The sequence below is a fragment of the Microbacterium sp. Marseille-Q6965 genome (assembly GCF_946151065.1).
Lineage (GTDB): Bacteria > Actinomycetota > Actinomycetes > Actinomycetales > Microbacteriaceae > Microbacterium.
The window spans coordinates 1,022,344-1,041,460 of sequence record NZ_CAMGZA010000001.1; the positions used below are offsets into that span (position 1 = coordinate 1,022,344).

Annotated in this window: 15 protein-coding genes and 1 tRNA gene; 5 read left to right on the top strand and 11 right to left on the bottom strand. The window is 72.3% G+C overall.

Features of this window, described 5'->3' with window-relative positions:
- Position 1: 1 nt before the first annotated feature.
- Genes araA through N8N77_RS04960 form a run of 4 tightly spaced genes read right to left on the bottom strand, consistent with a single transcriptional unit; the run spans position 2 to position 4,965 of the window.
- Positions 2–1,507: an L-arabinose isomerase gene (araA, locus tag N8N77_RS04945; protein WP_261165102.1), complete on the bottom strand. Its 1,506-nt coding sequence runs from the start codon at positions 1,505–1,507 to the stop codon at positions 2–4.
- A gap of 26 nt (positions 1,508–1,533) precedes the next feature.
- Entirely contained in the window at positions 1,534–2,235 is a 702-nt protein-coding gene (locus tag N8N77_RS04950) for an L-ribulose-5-phosphate 4-epimerase (protein ID WP_261165104.1), read from the bottom strand.
- A gap of 13 nt (positions 2,236–2,248) precedes the next feature.
- Positions 2,249–3,865 (bottom strand): FGGY-family carbohydrate kinase, encoded by a 1,617-nt coding sequence (locus tag N8N77_RS04955; protein WP_261165105.1) that lies wholly within the window; start codon positions 3,863–3,865, stop codon positions 2,249–2,251.
- A 59-nt stretch (positions 3,866–3,924) separates the two neighbouring features.
- Positions 3,925–4,965, bottom strand: a complete 1,041-nt coding sequence (locus N8N77_RS04960) for a LacI family DNA-binding transcriptional regulator (RefSeq protein WP_261165106.1) — start codon at positions 4,963–4,965, stop codon at positions 3,925–3,927.
- A gap of 87 nt (positions 4,966–5,052) precedes the next feature.
- Here N8N77_RS04960 and N8N77_RS04965 point away from each other — a divergent pair, with 87 nt between their 5' ends.
- Positions 5,053–5,967: an aldose epimerase gene (locus N8N77_RS04965; protein WP_261165107.1), complete on the top strand. Its 915-nt coding sequence runs from the start codon at positions 5,053–5,055 to the stop codon at positions 5,965–5,967.
- 7 nt (positions 5,968–5,974) lie between these two features.
- On the opposite strand, the gene N8N77_RS04970 is transcribed toward N8N77_RS04965, so the two are convergent.
- The 5 genes from N8N77_RS04970 to N8N77_RS04990 all read right to left on the bottom strand — a co-directional run bounded on the left by N8N77_RS04970 (position 5,975) and on the right by N8N77_RS04990 (position 12,926).
- Complete coding sequence (locus N8N77_RS04970) at positions 5,975–7,138, bottom strand: ROK family transcriptional regulator (protein ID WP_261165108.1); 1,164 nt, start codon at positions 7,136–7,138, stop codon at positions 5,975–5,977.
- 114 nt (positions 7,139–7,252) lie between these two features.
- Positions 7,253–9,733, bottom strand: coding sequence for a glycoside hydrolase family 3 N-terminal domain-containing protein (locus N8N77_RS04975; protein ID WP_396652782.1), 2,481 nt, complete (start codon positions 9,731–9,733; stop codon positions 7,253–7,255).
- Positions 9,730–10,608: a carbohydrate ABC transporter permease gene (locus tag N8N77_RS04980; protein ID WP_261165109.1), complete on the bottom strand. Its 879-nt coding sequence runs from the start codon at positions 10,606–10,608 to the stop codon at positions 9,730–9,732. The genes N8N77_RS04975 and N8N77_RS04980 overlap by 4 nt, the downstream gene beginning before the upstream one ends.
- Positions 10,605–11,624 (bottom strand): carbohydrate ABC transporter permease, encoded by a 1,020-nt coding sequence (locus N8N77_RS04985; RefSeq protein WP_261165111.1) that lies wholly within the window; start codon positions 11,622–11,624, stop codon positions 10,605–10,607. Before N8N77_RS04985 ends, N8N77_RS04980 begins: the two co-directional genes overlap by 4 nt.
- Positions 11,625–11,633: 9 nt before the next feature.
- Complete coding sequence (locus N8N77_RS04990) at positions 11,634–12,926, bottom strand: extracellular solute-binding protein (protein WP_261165113.1); 1,293 nt, start codon at positions 12,924–12,926, stop codon at positions 11,634–11,636.
- A 215-nt stretch (positions 12,927–13,141) separates the two neighbouring features.
- Here N8N77_RS04990 and N8N77_RS04995 point away from each other — a divergent pair, with 215 nt between their 5' ends.
- From N8N77_RS04995 to xylB, 4 genes are all read left to right on the top strand, one after another.
- Positions 13,142–14,179 (top strand): LacI family DNA-binding transcriptional regulator, encoded by a 1,038-nt coding sequence (locus N8N77_RS04995; RefSeq protein WP_261165115.1) that lies wholly within the window; start codon positions 13,142–13,144, stop codon positions 14,177–14,179.
- A gap of 1 nt (position 14,180) precedes the next feature.
- A complete protein-coding gene (locus N8N77_RS05000) occupies positions 14,181–15,404 on the top strand; it encodes an endo-1,4-beta-xylanase (RefSeq protein ID WP_261165116.1) in 1,224 nt (407 codons plus the stop codon).
- A gap of 88 nt (positions 15,405–15,492) precedes the next feature.
- On the top strand, positions 15,493–16,683 hold the full coding sequence (gene xylA, locus N8N77_RS05005; RefSeq protein ID WP_261165117.1) for a xylose isomerase: 1,191 nt from the start codon (positions 15,493–15,495) through the stop codon (positions 16,681–16,683).
- Position 16,684: 1 nt separating this feature from the next.
- Positions 16,685–18,100: a xylulokinase gene (xylB, locus tag N8N77_RS05010; RefSeq protein WP_261165118.1), complete on the top strand. Its 1,416-nt coding sequence runs from the start codon at positions 16,685–16,687 to the stop codon at positions 18,098–18,100.
- Between the two features lie 22 nt (positions 18,101–18,122).
- On the opposite strand, the gene N8N77_RS05015 is transcribed toward xylB, so the two are convergent.
- Both N8N77_RS05015 and N8N77_RS05020 read right to left on the bottom strand, forming a co-directional pair.
- Positions 18,123–18,773, bottom strand: coding sequence for a class I SAM-dependent methyltransferase (locus N8N77_RS05015; RefSeq protein WP_261165120.1), 651 nt, complete (start codon positions 18,771–18,773; stop codon positions 18,123–18,125).
- Between the two features lie 209 nt (positions 18,774–18,982).
- Positions 18,983–19,058: transfer RNA gene (locus N8N77_RS05020), tRNA-Ala, on the bottom strand.
- Positions 19,059–19,117 lie beyond the last annotated feature (59 nt).

Below are 19,117 nucleotides of genomic sequence, written 5' to 3' on the forward strand. Positions count from 1 at the left end.
GTCACATGCCGTCGGCGAGGTGGTGGTAGACCTGGTTCCACTTCAGCTCGTTGTGGAACCCCGCGGTGGTGGTGTTCTCGTCGATGACGAGCAGTTCGATGCCGGCCATCTGCGCGAAGTCGCGGAAGGCCTCGATCCCGACCGCCGTGGTCATGACCGTGTGGTGGGCGGCGCCGGCCGCCATCCAGCACGCGGCGCTCGTGGGCAGATCGGGCTGCGGGCGCCACACCGCGCGCCCGACCGGCAGGCGGGGCAGGTCGGGAGCCGCGACGTTCTCGACGACGTTCGCCGTGAGGCGGAAGCGCGTGCGCATGTCGCTGAGCGCTACGACGACGGCGGGGCCGGGGTCGGCCGTGAACACGAGGCGCACGGGGTCCTCCTTGCCACCGATGCCGAGCGGGTGGATCTCCGCCCGCGCGCGCTCCGTCGTGAGCGACGGCGACACCTCGAGCATGTGTGCTCCGAGGATGAGCTCCTGGCCCGGAGTGAGGTCGTAGGTGTAGTCCTCCATGAGGCTGGCCCCGCCGGGCAGCCCGGCACCCATCACGGCCGCGACGCGCACGAGCACGGCGGTCTTCCAGTCGCCTTCCGCGCCGAAGCCGTAGCCCTCGGCCATGAGGCGCTGCACGGCGATGCCGGGCAGCTGCTTCAGCGCGCCCAGGTCCTCGAAGCTGTCGGTGAAGGCGTGGAAGCCGCCCTCGGTGAGGAACGCCCTCAGTCCCGCCTCGATGGCCGCCGCGTCACGCAGCGACTGGTGCCGTGCTCCGCCCTGCCTCAGCTCGTCCGCGACGTCGTACAGCCGCTCGTACTCGGCGACGAGCGCGTCGACATCATCGTCGGAGACCGCCTCCACGCGCGCGACCAGCTCGTTCACGCCCCACGTGTTCACCTGCACACCGAGGCGGATCTCGGCCTCGGTCTTGTCACCCTCCGTGACGGCGACGAAGCGCATGTTGTCGCCGAACCGCGCGACCTTCATGCCGCGCGCGGCGTCGAGCCCTGCGGCGGCGCGGATCCAGGTGGCCACCTCGGCCGCGACCCGCGCATCGCTCGCGTGACCCACGACCGTCTTGCGGGGCACGCCGAGGCGGCTCTGGATGTACCCGAACTCGCGGTCGCCGTGCGCGGCCTGGTTCAGGTTCATGAAGTCGAAGTCGATGGTGTCCCACGGCAGCGCGACGTTCGCCTGCGTGTGCAGATGCAGCAGCGGCTTACGCAGCTCCTCGAGGCCCGCGATCCACATCTTGGCCGGGCTGAACGTGTGCATCCACGTGACGACGCCGAGGACCGTGTCGTCGGCGTTCGCCTCCAGCATGGCCCGCCGGATGGCGTTCGAGTCGGTGAGCACGGGCTTCCAGACGATACGCGCCGGGATCACCTCGTGCCCGTCGAGCGTCGCCGCAACCTCGCGCGACTGCTCGGCCACCTGCCGCAGCGTCTCCTCCCCGTAGAGGCCCTGGCTTCCGGTGAGGAACCAGACCTCGCGGTCGGCGTAGGGCTTGGTCATGCGATTCTCCTTCGTGTGCCCGCGCCTCAGCGCTGGCCGTAGACGTTCTGGTAGCGGTCGAAGAGCGAGTCGACGATCTGCGGGGGGATCGCGACGGGCTCGCCGAGCTGCCGCGAGATGTGCACGGTGCGGGCGACCTCCTCGAGGAGGACGGCCGCCTTGACCGCGTCCTTCGCGTCCCCGCCGATCGTGAAGGGGCCGTGGTTGCGCATGAGCACGGCCCGCGAGCGGTGGCCCGAGAGCGTCTCGACGATGCCGCGGCCGATGGAGTCGTCGCCGATGATCGCCAGCGGGCCCACGGGGATCGGCCCACCGAACTCGTCGCCCATCATGGTGAGCACGCACGGGATCTCCTCGCCGCGCGCGGCCCACGCCGTCGCATACGTCGAGTGCGTGTGCACCACGCCGCCCACCTCCGGCATGTGCGCGTAGACGTACGCGTGCGCGGCCGTGTCGGACGACGGGTTGCGCGTGCCCTCGACGAGCTCACCGGCGAGGTCGGTGACGACCATCGCGTCGGCATCGAGCTCGTCGTACGACACACCGGACGGCTTGATCACGAGCAGGTCGGGGGCACCGTCCACGCCCTTCACCCGCTCGGAGACGTTGCCGGCCGTCCACACGACCAGCTCCCAGCGGATCAGCTCGGCGTGCAGCCGGGCGACCTTCTCCTTGGCGGCGTCGACGGCGGCACGCATGCCTGCGGGCACCTCGTTCACGGCGGGCATCTCGTTCTCCCTTTCAGCGGATGGCCGCGGCAGCGGCGCGCTCGGCGGCGAGGCCCGCCTCCCAGCGGGCCAGGAACGCCTCGTGGTCGGCCACGTCCTCGGACGCCGGCTCCACCCTCGAAGCGGCGTTCTCGCGGAAGATGCGGGCGGCCAGCCACTCGGGCAGCGGGGTCGCCTCGCCGCGGGCGTGAGCCTCGGCGGCGTAGGCCGCGAGCAGGGCCATGCCCCACGCGCCGCCCTCTCCCGCCGAATCCGAGACGACCACCGGCGCTCCCAGGGCCGCCGCGAGCAGGCGCTGCGCGACCCCCTTGGTACGGAACATGCCGCCGTGCGCGGCGATCTCGTCGATGCGCACACCCTCGTCGGCCAGCGTCCGCATGCCGAGGCTGAGCGTTGCGAAGGCCCCGCGGACCTGCGCGCGCATCACGCCGGGCAGCGAGAGCCGCGAACCGGGGGTGCGCACGATCATCGGGCGGCCCTCGTCGAGCCCGGCGATGGGCTCCCCCGAGAGGTGGTTGTAGGCGAGGATCCCCTCGTCGGTTCCGGTCTCCAGAGCGCCGGAAAGCAGTGCCTCGAACACCTCGTCGCGCGTCGCGGCGGATCCGATGCGGCCGGCGAACTCGTGGAAGACGCCGGCCCACTCGCCCAGTTCGCTCACGCCGTTGTTGCAGTGCACCATCGCGACGGGCACGCCCGACGGCGTGGCCACGATGTCGATATCGGCATGGCGGCTCGCGAGCCGCCGCTCGAGCACGACCATCGCGAAGATGCTCGTGCCGACGCTGACGTTGCCGGTGCGGGGCGCGACGGCGTTCGTGGCGACCATGCCGGTGCCGGCGTCGCCCTCGGGCGGCGCCGCGACCGCGCCACCCCGCAACGCGCCGGTGGCATCGAGCAGCGCCGCGCCCTCGTCGGTGAGGGTGCCTGCCGCTTCGCCGGCGCGTCGGATGGGCGGCAGCACGTCGGTCAGCCGCAGGTGCGACGCACCGGCCTGGGCCAGCAGCTCATCGGCGGTATGGAGCATCGCGACGTCGTAGTCGCCCGTCTCGGGATCGAGGGGGAACATGCCGGAGGCGTCGCCGACGCCCAGCACGCGCTCGCCGGTGAGCAGCTCGTGCACGTACCCGGCGAGGGTCGTGATGTGCGCGATGCGCCCGACGTGCTCCTCGCCGTCCAGCACGGCCTGGTGGAGGTGGGCGATCGACCAGCGCAGCGGGATGTTGACACCGAGGGCATCGGAGAGGATGCCGGCGGCGCGCGTGGTGTTGACGTTGCGCCACGTGCGGAAGGGCACGAGGAGCTCGCCTTCGGCGTCGAAGGCGAGATACCCGTGCATCATGGCCGACACGCCCACCGCGGCCAGCCGCTCGATGCGCTCGCCGTAGGCCCGCTCGACGTCGGCGGCGAGGGCCGCGTAGGCGGCGCGCAGCCCCGCCCGCGCGTCCTCGAGGCGGTAGGTCCACAAGCCGTCGGCCAGCTCGTTGTCCCACGAGTGATGCCCGGACGCGAGGGTACGGCCCTCGTCGTCCACGAGGCACGCCTTGATGCGCGTGGACCCCAGTTCGATGCCCAGTGACGCGCGGCCCTCGCGGATGGCCTCGTGCGCCGTGGTGATGGTGTGCTGCGTCATCGCGTCGCTTCCGTCTCGTGTGCATCCGTCATCGATGCCCGCCCGGCATATGTTAGCGCTCACACAGCGTCGGGGGAACCCGGGGGCGTGTTCCGCCGCGGCTGCGCGGTGCTGGCGCGGACCACCAGCTCCGGGGCGACCGTCACGAGGGGCGCCTCGGCGCCCTCGATCGCGCGGAGCACCTCGTCGCCCAGGCGTGCGAACGGCTGCCGCACGGTGGTGAGGGGCGGCAGGAGGTGCGCGGATCCGTCGATGTCGTCGAAACCCACGACGGAGACGTCATCGGGCACCCGCAACCCCGACTCGGCGAGCGCGTGCACCGCCCCGATGGCGAGGTAGTCGTTCGCGCAGAAGACGGCGGTGACCCCCCGGCGGACCTCCTCCACGAGCCGCGCGCCCGCGGCGTGCCCCTGCCGGGCGCTCCATCCGCCGGCGCGCACGATGAGCGGCCCTCCCCCCGACGCGCGCATCATGTCGGCATACCCCCGCGCGCGCTCGATCGCGTCGAACCAGTCGTCCTCGCCCTGCACGTGCGCGACGCGCTCGTGCCCGAGCGCGAGCAGGTGCCGCGTGGCCGCAGCCGCACCGGCACGCTGGTCGATCGACACGTACCGCGCCGCCCCGCGATCGGTCACGTCGTCCCGCGCGGCGACGACGACGACGGGAACGGGCAGGTCGATTCCGTCGATGAGGCGCGCCACCTCGCGGGTCGGCGCGATCACGACGACGCCGTCCACGCCCTGGTCCATCAGCCGGTCCAGCACGTCCGCCGCGGCGCCCGCACCGGGCGAGGCGAGCGAGGCCAGGGAGACGAAGTAGCCGGCGGCGCGCGCGGCGCGCTCGATCGCGAGCACCGCGCTGGCGATGCCGAACTGCGTGGTGCCCGCCGTCATCACCCCGAGCACGCCGGTGCGCGCGGTCACGAGAGCCCGGGCGGCCTGGTTGCGGCGGTATCCGAGCGTCTCGATCGCGGCCAGCACGCGCTCGCGCGTCTCGCCGCGCACGTACGCGTGGCCGTTCAGCACCCGCGACACGGTCTGGTGCGACACGCCGGCGACCGCCGCGACATCGTTCATCGAGGGCGGCCGGCTGCGGGGCATGCGCCTCAGCGTAGCCACGGCGCCGCGGCGTGCGCGAGGATGGACCACGAGGACCGCGCAGGGCAGCCGGTGCCGGAAGGGAGCGACGTGACCGAGGATTCGATCGTCGTGCTGGAGAACGAGCACTGGCGCGTGGGTGTCCTGCCGCACACGGGCGCATCGGTGGCCTTCGGGCAGGTCCGCCACGACGGGCGGTGGCGCGACGTGCTGCGTCCCACCGCCGATCCGGAGAATGCGGGCGCGTCGGCGACGGCCTGCTACCCGCTGATCCCCTGGTCGAACCGCATCGCGGGAGGCCGGTTCACGTTCGCGGGCGTGACCTGGGAGCTGGACCGCAACGAGGACGACCGCAACGCGCTGCACGGTGTCGCGATGAACCACGCCTGGACGGTGCTCGAGCGCTCGCCGCATCGCCTGCGTCTGAGCTTCGATTCGCAGGGTGTGCCGCCGCACACCTGGCCGTGGCGCTTCTCGGCGGAGCTGACCTACGAGCTGCGCGACGACCGCCTGGTCGTCGACACCCTGCTGCGCAACGAGGCGGAGGAGGAGGTGCCGGCCGGCTTCGGCCACCACCCGTACTTCGTGCGCCGCATGGACGGCGATGCGGAGGAGGTGCGCGTGCGCATTCCCGCCGCCGAGATGTTCGAGCTGGACGAGTGTATCCCGCACGACGCCCCGGTGTCGGTCGAGCCGCGCGTGGACTTCCGCGAGCTGCGCACGCTCGGCGGCGAGCACATCGACGACGACCTCACCGGCCTGACGGACGGGGCCTCGTTGATCCGCTACGAGCGTCTGGACATCGTGCACGAGGCAGACCCGCTGTACACGCAGCGCATCCTCTTCGCGCCCCCGGAAAAGGACTACTTCGCGCTGGAACCGGCGACGAACGCGAACGACGGCTTCAACCTGTTCGACCGCGGCGTCGGCGGCAACGGCGTCTTCACCCTCGAGCCGGGCGCGGCAGCCTCGGCGGCCTGGTCGCTCACGGCCCTCCCGCGCTGACGCGCGTTCAGGCGAGCGGGTCGGCCAGCAGCGGCTCGAACGCCGCCTCGGCGGCGCCGATGAGCAGTCGGTCGGCGCCGAGCGCGGCCGCGCGGATCTCCACGCGCTCGGCGGGGGCCGCGAGCGCCTGAGCCCGCACGGCACCGAGCAGGCCGGACGGGTCGCGCTCGTGCAGGGTGGCGAGAAACCCGCCGAGGACGATCACCGAAGGATTGAGCACGTTGATGGCGTTGGCCAGCGTCGCGGCGAGCACGCGGCGCTGTCGCTCGATCTCGGCCTCGACTGCGGGGTCGTCGGACGTGGCCAGCGCCCGGGCGAGGGTCTCGTCGTCGACGGCGTCGAGGCCCGCGACCGCGAGCAGCCGGGCGCGGTTCACCTCGTCCTCGAGCACGCCGTGGGGCACGCGCCGGTCCGCGGCATGGGGGACGCTCGGCCGGCTCTGACCCCACTCCCCCGCGTAGCCGTCGGCGCCGCCCATCGTCATGCCCCGCATGATCACGCCGCCGCCGATGCCCGAGGCGCCGCCGTTGAGGTAGACGATGTCGCCGTGGTCGCGCGCGGCCCCGAACAGCCGCTCGGCGCGCGCGGCGAGCGAGGCGTCGTTGCCGACCGCGACGGGCAGACCCGTGGCGGCGCCCAGGCGCCCGGAGATGTCGGTCTCGCGCCACTCGAGGTGGGGCGCGAGACGCACCATCCCGTCGGCCGCGCGAACGAGGCCCGGCACGGCCACGCCGATGCCGACGATCCGCGCGCCCCGGAGCGCGCCCGCGCGCCACGAACGGACGATCCGCGCGACGGCCGCCACCACGTCGTCGACGTCCACGACACCCCTCGCCTCCTCGCGCACGCGCTCCCCCACGCGCCCGCCGAGCGCGACGGCCCCGACTTCGAGCGCGTCCACCTCGGGGTTGACGGCGATCGCGACGACGTCCTCGCGGGGGGCGACGATGGGCGACGGCCGCCCCACCCGGCGCGTCGGGTCGGGATCGCGCTCCTCGACGAGACCCGCGCCGGTGAGGGCCGTGACAAGGTCCGACACCGTCGAACGGTTCAGGCCCGTCTCCGCGGTGAGCATGGCGCGCGAGCGGGGGCCCTCGTGGTGCACGAGCCGCAGCACCTCGCCCAGGTTGGCGCGGCGCACCCCCTCCAGGCTCGTTGTCCGCTCGCCCATGCGCCCCCTCGTCCCTCCCGGTTTGTTGTCTCCGTCACGATATCGGCACACGCGGGCGCCCGCGGCGCCGTGGGCGGGAGGGAGGTGTCGCGGCGGCGCGCCCCGACGGGCGGATCAGTGCACCGTCACCGCGACCATGCGCGGCTCCTCCGGGCCCACCGCGTGCACCGGTCCCGTGAGCGTGACGGTCGCGCGCGGGGTCGCCTCGCCCGGGACGTCCCGGGCCGGCTGCGCCCGGCTGTTCGCGATGACGCCTCCCGTGGACTCCTGCGCCCGGGTCGCGCGCGGCGACGCCTCGGCGTGCGAGCCGACCCACACCTCGACGGCGCCCGGCTCGACCACGCGCCGCAGGTCGCGCCCCGTGAAGGCGAAGCGCGGCACCGGCACCTCGAACGCGACGCGGCGCGACTGACCCGGCTCCAGGGCCACGCGGGCGTATCCCAGCAGTTGCGCGACGGGACGCGTGACGGAGGCGGCCACGTCGCGCCCGTACAGCTGCACCACGTCGACCCCCGGCCGATCGCCGGTGTTCGTCACGGTGACGCGGGCCGTGAAGCGCCCGCCGGTCGGGGCGGACCCGTCGACCTCGAGGTCGTCGTACGCGAACGTCGTGTAGGACAGGCCGAACCCGAACGGTCGTACGGGGGTCGAGTCGGTCGAGGTGACGTCGGACGGGCCGCCCAGCACCGGCCGCAGATAGCCGTAGGGCTGGGCCCCGGCCGAGCGGGGCAGGCTCACCGGCAGCCGGCCCGACGGCGCGGTCTCGCCCACGAGGATCGAGGCGATCGCGCGGCCGCCCTCCTCCCCGGGGAAGAACGCCTGGAGCACCGCGCCCGGCCCCTCGGCGCCCGGCGCGTCGAGGGCCCACGACAGGTCGTAGGGGCGCCCCGTGAGGACGACGACCGCCACCCGGGTGCCCGTTGCCGCGACGCGCTCGACGAGCTCGCGCTGCACGCCGGGCAGATCGAGCGACTCGACGTCGTTGCCTTCGCCGACGGTGCCCCGCCCGAACAGCCCGGCCTGGTCACCTACCACCACGACGGCCACGTCGGCCGCCGCAGCGGCGGCGACGGCCTCCGCGAGGCCCGACCGATCCTCGCCCTCCACATCGCACCCGCGCGCGTACGTGATCTCGGCACCGGGCAGCGCCTCTTCCAGCGCCGCGCGCACGGTGGGGATCTCGATGCCGATGTCGTGGCCCGGGTGGTGCGCGAGCACGTGGTTCGCGAAGGAGTAGCAGCCCTGCAACGCGTCCGCGCGGTCGGCATTCGGCCCCAGCAGCGCGATCCGCTGGGCCGACGATGCCAGGGGCAGCACGCCGTCGTTGGACAGCAGCACGATCGACTCGGCGGCCAGCCGGCGCGCGATGTCGCGATGCCGGGGGCCGTCGAGGTCCACGACGTCGGGCGGGGCGTCCTCGAACGCGCCGGGCTCGAGCAGCCCCAGCTCCTCCTTCTGCGACAGCACGCGCAGCACCGCCCGGTCGAGGTACGCCTCGTCGAGCAGCCCGGCGCGGACGCGCTCCACGAGCGGTGCCAGGTACGCGTCGCCCGTGGGGAGCTCCACGTCGATGCCGGCGCGGAGCGCGAGCTCCCCGGCCTCGCCGCGGTCGGCGGCCACGCCGTGCATCACCTCGAGGAAACCGACGGAGAAGTAGTCAGCAACCACCACGCCGTCGAAGCCGAGCTTCCCCCTCAGCAGCGAGGTGAGCAGGGCGGGATCGGAGGCGACGGGCACCCCGTCGATCTCCGCGTAGCTGTTCATGACCGATCGCGCCCCGCCGTCGCGGATGGCCATCTCGAACGGCGGGAGGAAGATGTCGGCAACCTCTCGCGGCCCGGCGTGCACGGGCGCGTGGTTGCGCCCCCCGCGCGATCCCGAGTATCCGAGGAAGTGTTTCAGGGTGGCGTGCACCCCCGCGGACTGCAGCCCGCGGACGTAGGCGGTGCCGATCGTGCCGACGACGTAGGGATCCTCGGCGATGCACTCATCGACGCGTCCCCAGCGCGGGTCGCGCACGACGTCGAGCACGGGGGCCAGGCCCTGATGGATGCCCAGCTCGCGCATCGATGCGCCCACGGCCTCGCCCATCTCGGCGACGAGCTCCGGGTCGAACGAGGCACCCCACGCGAGCGGCGTGGGGAACGTCGCGGCCTTCCACGCCGCGAGCCCCGTGAGGCACTCCTCGTGCACGATCGCCGGTATCCCGAGCCGCGTCTCGTGCTTCAGCCGCCGCTGCTCCCGCCACAACCACGCAGCGCGCTCCTCCGGCTCGACCGGGCGGGTGCCGTAGACGCGCGTGTAGTGGCCGATGCCGTCGTGCGTGATGTCGGCCAGCGCGCGGCCGTCCTTCGCGGTGCTCATCTCATCGGCCATCGGCGCGACCACCTCGCCGCCCTGATCGATCCAGTAGCCCACCAGCTGCGCCGCCTTCTCCTCCAGGGTCATGCGCGAGAGCAGGTCGCGCACGCGCTTCGAGGCGCGCGGCAGAGCGGGGATGGCGGCGATCGTCGTCGCGTCGGTCACGTCGTTCTCCTTCGTCTGCGCCGCGGGTGCGGCCGCCTCGGTGGTCTGCGCGGGCGTGGCCGACGTCATCCCTTCACCGCCCCGGTGAGGCCGCCGACGATGCGGCGCTCGAACAGGCTGAAGAAGACGAGCGCGGGCAGCATCGACAGCGAGGTGTAGGCGAGCACGCGAGCCGTGTCGACGGAGTACTGCGACGCGAAGTTCTGCACCCCCAGCGGCAGCGTGAACAGTGAGCTGTCGGTGAGGATGAACAGCGGCAGCATGTACCCGTTCCACGAGCCCACGAACGCCAGGATGCCGACGGTCACCACACCGGGCAGGCTCAGCGGCACGACCATCCGCCAGAAGAACCCGAGGCGGCCGGTCCCGTCGATCGACGCGGCCTCCTCGAGCTCCTTCGGGATCGCCCGCAGGAACGGCACGAGGATGATGATGGTCGTCGGCAGCGCGAACGCGATCTGCGGCAGGATGACCCCGCCCAGGCTGTTGACGAGGCCCAGATTGCGCACGAGCAGGTACAGCGGAGTGATCGCCACGGTCACGGGGAACATCAGGCCCGCCGCGAAGACGGCGTACATGACGCCCTTGCCCGCGAAGTCGTACCGGGCGATCACGTAGCTCGCCATCACGCCGAGAGCGACGGCGCCCACCGTGGTGCCGAGGCCGACGAGGGTGGAGTTCCACGCCGCCGTCCAGAACTCGGGTCCGGAGAGCACCTCGCCGTAGTTCGCGAGCTGCCACGGGGCGGGCCAGCCGGACGGGTCCTGCGTGATCTGGGAGTTGGTGCGGAAGCCGCCGACGATGATGTACAGCACCGGCGTGATGCAGATGGTGATCAGGATCACCGCCAGCAGGTACACCCAGGGGTTTCCCCACTTCTCGCGCGGCGCCCGGGGGCGCCTGTTGCGGCCGATCGCCTGGATCGCCACGGACGTCGCGGTCATCGCTCCGCCTTTCCGCCGTCGGTGAGCGCGCCCGCCGTGTCGCGCCGCAGCACGAAACGCTGGTACACGAGCGCGACCACGAGCGAGATGAGGAACAGCATCACCGCGACGGCGTTTCCGAACCCGTAGTTCCCGGCGAGGTGGCCGTTCTGGTACATGTACGTGGCCATCGTCGACGTGCCCGCGGTCGCCGCCACGTACTGGCCCCAGATGATGTTGACGAGGTCGAACAGCTGCAGCGACCCGATGATCGACAGGAAGGCCCAGATCCGGATGGTCGGGCCCAGCAGCGGCAGCGTGATGCTCCACTGCGTCTTCCAGAACCCGGCGCCGTCGATGGCGGCCGCCTCGTACAGCTCCTCGGGGATCGATTGCATGCCGGCGAGCATGAGGATCACGGCGAAGCCGATGTACTTCCACGAGATGATCAGCATCAGGGTCCAGATCGCCACGTCGGGGTCCGCGATCCACGACTGCCGGAGCCCCTCGAGGCCCATCTTCGCCAGGAGCGAGTTGACGGCCCCGGTGTCCTGCATCATGAGGCTCCAGCCGGTGCCGACCACGACCTCGGAGATCACGTACGGCACGAAGATGAGCACGCGGATGAGCGAGCGGCCCTTCATCCTCTGGTTCAGCAGCAGGGCGAACAGGATCGCGAGCGGCCCCTGCAGCAGCAGCGACAGGATCACGATCGCGAAGTTGTGCCCGACCGCGGCACGGAAGGTCTCGTCCTCCCAGATGAGGACGTAGTTGCGCAGGCCGACGAACTCGGTGGGCCAGCCGAAGCCGTTCCACTTGAAGAAGCCGTAGAAGGCGGCCATCACCACCGGGAAGATGACGAAGCCGAGGAAGACGATGAGCGCCGGCCCGGAGAGGAGCGCGATCTCGCCGCGCTTGCGCCAGTCGGCCCGCCGCGGCCTGCGCGAGCCCGACACCGGGGCGGGGGTGGAGCCCGCCCCGGTGTCGGCGATCCTCTCAGGCACGGTCGCGATGCGCGGTGCCTGGGTGTCGGTCATGACGGGAGATCAGCCTCGCTCGGCCGCCGAGACGACGCCGTCGACGAGCTTCTGAGCGTCGCCCTGGCCGGCCAGCATGTCGACGACGCCCGTGTTGAGCGCGTTGCCGACATTCTGGCCGAGCGCCGTGTCGAGCCACAGCGTGACGTAGGCCGCGTCGCTGTACGCCTCCATGAGCGGCTGCAACGACGGGTCGGTGACGGCTCCGAGCGCCTCGGACGATGCGGGGATCGTCTGGTATGCCTCGGCGTACTTCTCCTGCCACTCCTTGCTCGAGATGAAGTTGAGGAACTCCTCGCAGGCCGGCGGCGAGTTGACCGAGCACGAGTAGCCGTCGACGCCGCCCATCATCGCGGTCGGATCGCCCGCGCCGCCGTCGACGGCCGGGAAGGGGAACCAGCCGAGATCGGGCAGCGGCTGCTCGTCGGGGGTCAGGCTCGCGATCACGCCCACGTTCCAGGCGCCCATGAGCTCCATGGCCGCCTGGTGGTTGGCGATGAGGCCCGCCGAGGAGTTCGCGCCCTCCTGCGGGTCGGTCGTGAGGAAGCCCTCGTGGAAGGGCTCGGTCGCCGCGAACTCCTCGAGGTTCTGCGCCGCCTCGAGCCAGCACTCGTCGGTGAAGTCCGGGTTGGTCGTGAGGTTCGAGATCGTCTCCTCACCGCAGGCGCGCAGGGCGAAGAAGTAGTACCAGTGCGCGGCGGGCCATGCGGCCTTGGCGCCCAGCGCGATCGGCTGAATGCCGGCGGCCTTGAGCTTGTCGACCGCCTCGCCGAGTTCGTCGATCGTGGTCGGCGTCTCGGTGATCCCGGCCTGCGCGAACAGGTCCTTGCTGTAGAAGATGCCGCCCGGCAGCACCGCGGTCGGCACCGCGTAGACCTTGCCGTCGAGCGTGAAGGCGTTGAAGGACCCCTCGCCGAGGGCCTCCCTCACGTCGTCGTCGATCGCGCCCGTGAGGTCCTTGACCTGTCCCGCCGCGACGATGTCGGCGAGCTTGCCGCCGCCGCGCTGGAGGAAGATGTCGGGCATGTCGCCCGAGTTGACCGCGGTCTGCAGCTTGCCGTCCAGGTCCTCGTTCTGCACCGACGTCACGTTGATCGTGACGTCCGGGTTCTCCTCGGTGAATGCGGCGGCCGCCTCCTCCCAGAACTCCTTGCCGGGTCCCGTGGTCGAGTTGTGCCACATCGTCATCTCGCCGCCGCCCTCGTCACCGCCGCCGGTGCCGCCGCCGGCACAGCCCGACAGGCCGAGAGCGCCCACGGCCACGACCGCCGCCGCAGCGGTCCATGCCTTCCGAACGTTCATGCGCAGGTCTCCTCTTCGTTGAGTGATCGACGCACCCGCTCGACGCTGTTGTCGAGTCCTGCAGGCGTGTCGCGTCCACTGTGGCACCGGCGCGATCGAGGTGTCAATCGTTGTCGATAACGTTTTCGTCGCACTGTCCAGCGTCGCGCGACGCGCCGTTTCCGCCGTGCCGAGCGGCGCCGCGTGACCGCCGAATGGGTCTACCGTGAGGGATCATGACGGCGAACGCACTCGACCCCCGACCGGGCCGGCGGATCACGATCACCGACGTCGCTCGGGCGGCGGGGGTATCGGTCGCCACGGTGTCGAAGGTCATCAACGGTCGCGACGGCATCGCCGACGCGACGAGCAAGCGCGTGCTCGGCATCGTCCGCGAGCTCGGCTACGAAAGCTCCCTGGTCGCCACGTCGATGCGGCGGCGACGCACGCAGGTCGTCGGCGTGCTCGTGGCCGAGTTCGAGCCGTTCGCGGTTCAGCTGCTGCGGGGCGTCTCGACGGCGCTCCAGGGCACGGAGTACGACATCCTCGCCTACGCCGGCAGCGTGTCGGCGGGCGAGCACATCGGATGGGAGCGCCGGTCGCTGTCGCGTCTCGGCGGCACCCTGATCGACGGCGCGATCATCGTCACGCCGACGGTGACCCTGCCCGAGTCGGGCGTGCCCGTCGTCGCGATCGACCCGCACACCGGGCCCGTCGGGCCGGCCACCGTCGACACCGACAACCTCGGTGGGGCGCGCGCCGCCACCGAGCATCTCATCGCGCTGGGTCACCGCCGCATCGGGCATCTGCGCGGGCGTGCCGACCTGGAATCCGCGCAGCTGCGCGAGCGCGGCTATCGCGAGGCGCTCGAGAGCGCGGGGCTGCCGTACGATCCGGTGCTCGTGGCCGACGGCGGCTATCGCACGGCCGACTCCACCGCGGCGGCGGCCGCCCTGCTCGACCTTGCCGTGCCGCCCACCGCGATCTTCGCCGCGAACGATCTCTCCGCCATCGAGGCCATGAGGGTCGCCTCCGAGCGCGGCATGCGCATCCCGGACGACCTCTCCGTCGTCGGGTTCGACGACATCCCCGAAGCCGTCTCGTGCACGCCCGCCCTGACCACCGTGCGCCAGTCGCTGCACGAGATGGGGGCGGCGGCGGTGCACATGCTCCTCGGGATCTTCGACGGACGGCCGGCCGAGCACATCCGCCTGCCCGCCGAGCTCGTGGTGCGCGGTTCCACGGCCGGTGCGGCCGGAGCCCCGGGACGTTGACGTGACCGCCGTCTCCCCCCGCATCGGCGCCGCGGAGCTCGTCGTCACCCGCGAGGACGGCACGCCGCTGAGTCACCACGACGTGGTCGTCGAACAGACCCGGCACGCGTTCGGTTTCGGCAATATCGGCTTCGACCTCATTCCCCACGCGTGCGGCGAGGCCGATCTCTCGGCCCTCGCCGAGGACTGGCTGGGACTGTTCGACACGGCGACGCTGCCGTTCTACTGGGGCCGCTTCGAGCCCGAGCGTGGGCGCCCCGACACCGCCCGCCTGCTGACCGCGGCCCGCTGGTTCGTCGAGCGGGGCGTGCGCCTGAAGGGCCATCCGCTCGTATGGCACACCGTGAAGGCCGCCTGGGTCGATCCGCTGCCCTCCGACGAGGTGGAGCTCCTGCTTCGCGCGCGCATCGCGCGCGAGGTCTCGGACTTCGCCGGGCTCATCGACACCTGGGACGCCATCAACGAGGTCGCGATCATGCCCGTGTTCGACAACGAGCCCGACGGCGTTCCCAACGCCGTCTCGCGCCTGGCGCGCGAGCTCGGACCCACGGGCATCGTGCAGCTCGCGTTCGAGACGGCGCGCGCCGCCAACCCGTCGGCGACGCTGCTGATCAACGACTTCGATCTCTCGGCCCGCTACGAGCGGGTGATCGAGGAGGCGCTCGCGGCCGGCGTGGCGATCGACGCGATCGGCCTGCAGGCGCACATGCATCAGGGCTACCGCGGGGAGGACTGGCTGCGTGAGAAGGCGGACCGGTTCGCCCGCTTCGGGCTGCCACTGCACATCACGGAGGTGAGCCTCGTCTCGGGCGCGCTGATGCCGCCGCACATCGACGACCTCAACGACTATGTCGTCGACTCGTGGCCGACGACGCCGCAGGGCGAGGAGCGACAGGCCGACGAGCTCGAGCGGATGTACCGCGCGCTCGCGGCGCACCCGGCCGTATCGTCGATCACCTACTGGGGGATCACCGACGACGGCGCGTGGCTCGGAGCCCCGATCGGACTGCTGCGCGCAGACGGCACCCGCAAGCCGGCATACGATCGGCTGCGCGCGCTCATCCGCGGCGAGTGGTGGCTCTCGCCCACCCCGCAGCGCACCGACGCCGCGGGGCGCCTGCGCATTGAGGGGTGGCGGGGCCGGTATCGCGTCACGGCCGGGTCGGCGAGCGCGGAGTTCGAGCTGGGCGCCGCCGCGGACCCGCCCACGACGATCCGCCTCTGAGCCGCGCCGCACCCGTTGCGGCCCCGGCGGACCCCTGATATGTTCTGCTGCACAACATTTCACCGACGATGCTGAAAGCGGGCGCCCCATGTCCCCCACCCCCACCAAGGACGACCGGTTCTCCTTCGGACTCTGGACCATCGGCTACACCGGCACCGACCCGTTCGGCGGCCCCACGCGGCCCGCTCTCGACGTGGTCCACGCCGTCGAGAAGCTCGCCGAGCTCGGCGCGTACGGGCTGACCTTCCACGACGACGACCTGTTCGCCTTCGGGTCCACCGATGCCGAGCGACAGCAGCAGATCGACCGCCTGAAGCAGGCGCTCGCCGACACCGGACTGATCGTGCCGATGGTCACGACCAACCTCTTCAGCGCGCCGGTGTTCAAGGACGGCGGCTTCACCTCGAACGATCGCCGGGTGCGCCGGTTCGCGCTGCGCAAGGTGCTGCGCAACATCGATCTCGCCGCCGAGCTCGGCGCGAAGACCTTCGTCATGTGGGGCGGCCGCGAGGGCGCCGAGTACGACTCCGCCAAGGACATCCAGGCGGCGCTCGCCCGCTACAAGGAGGCCGTCGACCTGCTCAGCCAGTACGTCGTCGACAAGGGCTACGACCTTCGCTTCGCCATCGAGCCGAAGCCGAACGAGCCGCGTGGCGACATCCTGCTGCCCACGCTGGGTCACGCGCTCGCCTTCATCAACTCGCTCGAGCGCCCCGAGATGGTGGGACTGAACCCGGAGGTGGGTCACGAGCAGATGGCCGGCCTGAACTTCGCGGCGGGCATCGCGCAGGCGCTGTATCACGGCAAGCTCTTCCACATCGACCTCAACGGTCAGCGCGGCATCAAGTACGACCAGGACCTCGTGTTCGGTCACGGCGACCTGCACAACGCCTTCGCCCTCGTCGACCTCCTCGAGCACGGCGCCCCGGCCGGCGGCCCCGCCTACGACGGACCGCGCCACTTCGACTACAAGCCCAGCCGCACCGAGGACGAGCAGGGCATCTGGGACTCCGTCTCCGCCAACATGCGCACCTACCTGCTGCTCAAGGAGAGGGCCGACGCGTTCCGCGCCGACCCCGAGGTGCAGGAGGCTCTGCAGGCCGCGAAGGTCGACGAGCTGCGCACGCCCACCCTGAACGAGGGCGAGTCGTACGACGACCTCCTGGCCGACCGCTCGGCCTTCGAGGACTTCGACGCCGGCGCGTACCTCGGTGGCCACGGCTTCGGCTTCGTGCGCCTGCAGCAGCTGGCGACCGAGCACCTGCTCGGCGCGCGCTGACATGCCGCTGGTCGCGGGCGTCGACTCGTCGACGCAGAACTGCAAGGTCGTCGTGCGGGATCTCGCCACCGGCGCCGTCGTGCGCACGGGACGAGCCCCTCACCCCGACGGCAGTGAGGTCGACCCCGCGGCGTGGTGGGACGCGCTGCAGTCGGCGCTCGCGGAGGCGGGGGGCCTGGGCGATGTCGCGGCCATCTCGGTCGGCGGTCAGCAGCACGGCATGGTCGCGCTCGACGCGGAGGGGCGCGTGATCCGCCCCGCCCTGCTGTGGAACGACACCCGCTCGGCCGCCGCGGCGACCGACCTCACGGCGGAGGTGGGCGCCGAGGAGTTCGCCCGGCGCACGGGGCTCGTCCCCGTCGCGTCGTTCACGGCCACCAAGCTGCGCTGGCTCGCCGACGCCGAGCCGGACAATGCGGCGCGCGTGGCGGCCGTCGCGCTGCCGCACGACTGGCTCACCTGGCGCCTTCGAGGCTACGGGCCGGCGGGCGAGTGCCCCCTGGGGCCCGTGCTCGAGGAGCTCGTGACGGATCGATCCGATGCGAGCGGCACGGCGTACTTCGATCCGTCGGCCGGGGCGTACGATCGCGAGCTGCTGAGCCTGGCCCTGCGCCGCGACGCGTTCGACGTGGTGCTGCCACGCGTGCTCGGGCCGTCCGAGTCGGTGCGGGGAGGCGCGGGATCGCTTGCCGACGGCATCGTCGTCGGTCCGGGCTGCGGCGACAACGCCGGCGCCGCCCTCGGCCTCGGCGCCTCGGGCGGCGACGTGGTGGTGTCGATCGGCACGAGCGGCACCGTGTTCGCCGTGACCGACGCCCCGGTCCGCGATGCGAGCGGCACCGTGGCGGGCTTCGCCGACGCGGCGGGCGGCTACCTGCCCCTCATCGCGACGCTGAACGCGGCGCGGGTGCTCGATCGGATCGCCGCGCTCCTCGGCGTCGACCACGGTGAGCTCGGGCGCCTGGCGCTCGCCGCCGATCCCGGGGCGGGCGGCCTCGTCCTGCAGCCGTACTTCGAGGGCGAGCGCACGCCGAACCTGCCCGACGCCACCGCCACGCTGTTCGGCATGACCCTGCCCTCCACCACGCGCGAGAACCTGGCCCGCGCGGCGATCGAGGGCATGCTGTCGGGGCTGGCGGACGGCCTGGACGCGGTGCGCTCCCACGGGGTGGCAGCCGAGCGCATCCTTCTCGTCGGCGGCGCGGCGCAGAACCCCGCGGTCGCGGCGATCGCGGCGCAGGTGTTCGATGCGCCGGTCGTCGTGCCGGAACCCGGTGAGTACGTGGCGGGCGGCGCGGCGGCGCAGGCGGCCTGGGCGCTCGCCGGCGAGCGCCCCTCGTGGCCCGTCACGCTCTCGGCCTCGCCCGCCCCCGATACGCGCCCGGTCATCCGGGAGCAGTACGCCGCACGCCGCTGACCCCCAAACCACCGGCGTCCGCTCAGCCCGGCCGGACGGCCTCGACGACGATGAACGGCATCGCGAGCCGGCCGAGCACCGGAACGGCGAATCTGTGCACCCTCTCCACCTCGAAGAGGCTGCCACGCACCGCGCCCTCGGTGTCGCGTGCGGGGTCGCAGCCGTGATCGAGAAGCCGCGTGATCGGACGCGCCAACCGCTGCAGCCGTCGCGTGCCGGTCCCGCGCGGGGCCGCCACGTGCTCCGCGAGCAGCAGGCGGCCGCCGGGCACGAGCACCCGACCGGCCTCCTCGAGCACCCGACCCTGATCGCGCACGCTGCACAGGACGGTCGTGGCGAGGACGACGTCGACGCTGGCATCCGGCAGCGGGATCGCCTCGGCCCCGGCCACGAGGGGTGCCGCGCCGTGGCCGTGGCGCCGGGCATTGTCGGCGAGCGCCACGCTGCGGCGCGCGGACGGCTCCAGGCCGATCCACTCCACACCGGTGGAGAGATGCGCGAAGTTCGCGCCGTACCCGGCGCCGATCTCCAGCACACGCCCGCGCAGCCGCCGGATCGCCTCGTCGCGCGCCGATGCGTACGCCGACCAGCCGACCCGTTGAGCAGGTCGCCCGGGCGCTTCAACCGGCGGCCTCCGCGCGCCACCCCGCGGCGCCGCGCCCGTCTCTGCCATGAGTCTCCGATCCGCGCCGCCGAGCTCGATGCGACGGACCCACGCCGCCGCGCGTCCCGTACAGCGTGCCCCACGCCCGGGCCGGGCTCAAGAGAGCCCGGTCAGGACCATCCTGATCGGGCTTGCTCCCGGTGCACCCACCGGGACCCCGTCGCGCCGCCCACTACACGAAGAACGGGCACGCCCTCGCGGACGTGCCCGTTCTTTTCTGGTGGACCCAGGGGGATTCGAACCCCCGACCTTCTCATTGCGAACGAGACGCGCTACCAACTGCGCCATGGGCCCGTGAACCTCAGATACGTTACCAGATCCGGAGGGTCACTCCGTCCACGTGGCGCGCCGCG